We start from the raw sequence: 3,321 nt of genomic DNA on the forward strand, positions 1-3,321 counted from the left end.
ATCTGGTGCAGCAGAACCGGCGTGTCGGCGGCGAACCGATTCAGTCGGTGGCATGGCCGTCGCATCCGATCATCGCCGGCGGCCAGCATGTCGTCGTCGTCGGCGGCGGCGATACCGCCTCCGACTGTGTCGGCACTGCTTTTCGCCAGGGTGCGGTGCGCGTCACCCAGCTCGACATCCGTCCGCAGCCGCCGGAGAAGGAAGACAAGCTTTCGGTCTGGCCCTATTGGGCGACCAAGATGCGCACCTCGTCCTCGCAGGCCGAAGGCGCGGAGCGCGAATTCCAGGTGGCGACACTCGAATTCATCGGCGAGGAAGGCCAGCTGACCGGCGTCAAGTGCTGCGAGGTCGACGACAAGCGCAAGCCGATCGCCGGCACCGAATTCGTCATTCGTGCCGATCTCGCCTTCATCGCCATCGGCTTTGCCGGGCCGGCCGCGGCCGGGGTGGCGAAGGAATTGGACGGTGAGATGAAGATCGCCACCGACAGCCGCCGCTCCAGGAATGTCGAGGCCAATGACCGCGACTACAAGACCAGCGTGGACAGGCTCTATGCGGCCGGCGACGTGCGTCGTGGCCAGTCGCTGGTCGTCTGGGCGATCCGCGAGGGCCGCCAGGCGGCACGCTCGATCGACGAGGCGTTGATGGGGTCGAGCGTTCTCCCGCGCTGAACCCAGGAGCGTGCAGCGATACTAACGATTGATCGCGGTCGTGGTATCGGTCGCGGCCTTTGGCGGCCATGAGAAATCGTCGGCGCGGCCGGGCGATGCAATCGGTGCCTTGCCCTCGACCACAAGCTTTTCACCGGGCAGGTCCGGATTGGCCTTCGCCGGCGGTGCCGCGCCCAGCAATTCGGAGCCACCGTCGAGTGCCGGATCGCTGAGCAGCATCGGCGCGGTGCGGTCGATAACGATGGGGGCCGCGGCCGGCGCCGGCGCCTCGACAGGTGCGCCCGCCGGAGCGGACGGTGTAATCACGCTTCCAGGCGCGGTCAGGCCGAGGATCTTCAGCAGCGGTTTTTCGGTGTAGAAGGCGAGTTTGCGCTTGCCTGCCTTCGAGACGTTGATGCCGTCATCGGCGCGCAGCCGCACCGGCTGGCCGTTGATGTCGGGGCCGCTGGTGACGAAAGCACCGTTCTCATCGACGAAGCCGTCCCAGACGTCGACGAATTCACCGCCATGGCTTTCAGCGGCCTGATGATAGATGTCGTTGAAGGCCAGCATATCGGAGGTCATCTTCGACACCCGGAAAGCCGGCATGCCGACCCAGAGGAAGGGTACCTTTGCCTCCGCGATAGCTTTGCCGAACGCGTCGGTCCGGCGCTCATATTCCTTGGTCCAGGTTTCAGAGCGGGGCTGCTCGCGCACGTCACCCACCTTCATCTGCTGGCGGTCGTTGGAACCCAGCATGACGACCACGGCGGCAGGTTTTTCGGTCTCGATCAGCGATTTGATCTGTTCGGGCCAGTTGTAGAAATCATCGCGTACGAAGCCGGACGAGCCATTGCTGCGAACGACGATCCTGACGCCGGCATTCTCGGCAAAGGCGGTGTCGAGGCCTTCGGCGAGGCCAGCCGCCATGAAGTCTCCGACCACCAGCACGGTGCGAGCGTCCGGTGCCTTGTCAACCACCGGGATTTCCGGCTCCGCCGGCGGGCGCGGGGCGCGGGGTTTTTTCGCCTTGGGCCTGGGCCTCGGCTTCTGGATGTCCTGCGGCGGCTCGATGCGCTCGCTGCGGCGCGGGAACAGAAGGTCTCGCAGCGACCAGCCGCGGTTTTGCTGCTCCTGCGCCATGGCCGGCGCATGGAAGGCGCCAGCCACACCGACGGTGAGCACGATCACGGCCAGGATGAGCACCGGCATGCGACGAACAAGCCCTGCGATGCGCGCAGCCGAAGCCACTCGTTTCCTCCATCCCTTGGCGCAGCAAATGCCGCGCCAACCAGATTGCTACAGTGTCCTTTGCGCGCCCGAAAGGCCGCGCGGCACCGCAGGCGGCTCTATTTCTGCCGGAGCCACTTCAGCACTTCCATGCTCGGGTAACCGTCCTGGGTCAAGCCGGCCTTGGCCTGGAAGGCCAAGATGGCTGATTTCGAGCCGTCGCCGATCTTGCCGTCGAACTTGCCGTCATAAAGGCCATGTTGGGAAAGCCGCTGCTGCAGCTCCTGCCTTTCCTCGAAAGTGAGCTTGGTGAAAGGCCGCTTCCAGTCTTGCACGAGACCGCTGGAGCCGGCGATTTCGTCGGCAAGAAGGCCGACGGCCAGCGCATATTTGTCGGCGTTATTGTAGGCTTTGATGACCGTGAAATTCTTGATCATCAGGAAGGCCGGCCCGTTGCGGCCGTCCGGCACCTTCAGCGTCGCCTTGTCGGAGCCGTTCTTGAACGGCTTGCCGTTGGCCCTGACCACGCCGAGCGCCTGCCATTGCGACAGTGTTTTCGAGCCGCCGGGAAGCTTTCCAGCGGGCAAAGCAACCTCATAGCCCCAGGTCTTGCCGGCCTGCCAGCCATTCTTCTTCAACAAATTGGCTGATGTCGCCAGCGCATCGGGGATCGAATTCCAGATGTCGCGTTTGCCATTGCCGTCCATGTCGACGGCATAGTGCAGATAGCTGGTCGGGATGAACTGGGTATGGCCCATGGCGCCGGCCCAGGATCCGCTCAGATGGCTTTCGTCGATATCGCCGGTCTGCAGGATCTTCAGCGCGGCGATCAGCTGGGTGCGAGCGAATTTCGCCCGCTTCGGATCGGCATAGGCCAAGGTCGCCAGCGAGCGCACGACATTGCGCATGACGTCGTCGCGCTTGAGGATCTCGCCATAGTTCGATTCCATCGACCAGATGGCCAGCAGGATGTAACGGTTGACACCGAACCTGGCCTCGATCCGGTCCAGCCACGGCTTCCATTTCCTGGCCATCTGCTGGCCGACGGCGACCGACTGGTCATGGACGCGATTGTCGAAATAGTCCCAGGCGGGGGCCGTGAATTCAGGCTGCGTACGCGCCTTCTCCAGCACCACCGGATCGATATCCCTGATGTTCCTGAAGGCCTGGTCGTAGAGGGCGCCGGAAACGCCGCTCTGCACGGCGGTGGCGCGGAAGCCGGCGACCCACTGCCGGAAACCGGCATCGGCGAAAGCGGGGCCAGGCATCAGCAGAGCGAGCGATAGGCTGGCTGCCGCCATGACGCTGGTAAAAATTTTTGCGGCATTGCGAACGGACATCTTTTCCTCCTTCTCTGTCTCAGGAAAGACCATTCATCGCCGAACCAGGTTAGGAATTAGTTTACCATAGGCGCCACCGGGAACGAAAAGACGCTTCGAAG

General features: G+C 63.6%; 3 protein-coding genes. 1 reads left to right on the forward strand and 2 read right to left on the reverse strand.

The window, feature by feature from the left end; translation table 11 throughout:
- On the forward strand, positions 1-671 hold a 671-nt coding region (locus EN893_RS25200; RefSeq protein ID WP_164901089.1), incomplete at its 5' end, for an FAD-dependent oxidoreductase.
- Positions 672-692: 21 nt separating this feature from the next.
- Here EN893_RS25200 and EN893_RS25205 read toward each other — a convergent pair.
- Both EN893_RS25205 and EN893_RS25210 read right to left on the reverse strand, forming a co-directional pair.
- Positions 693-1,901, reverse strand: coding sequence for a DUF459 domain-containing protein (locus tag EN893_RS25205; protein ID WP_127272440.1), 1,209 nt, complete (start codon positions 1,899-1,901; stop codon positions 693-695).
- A gap of 98 nt (positions 1,902-1,999) precedes the next feature.
- Positions 2,000-3,220, reverse strand: coding sequence for a lytic murein transglycosylase (locus EN893_RS25210; RefSeq protein WP_127270259.1), 1,221 nt, complete (start codon positions 3,218-3,220; stop codon positions 2,000-2,002).
- Between the last annotated feature and the right edge of the window lie 101 nt (positions 3,221-3,321).

It is taken from the genome of Mesorhizobium sp. M7A.F.Ca.CA.004.04.2.1, assembly GCF_004022825.1.
GTDB lineage: Bacteria > Pseudomonadota > Alphaproteobacteria > Rhizobiales > Rhizobiaceae > Mesorhizobium.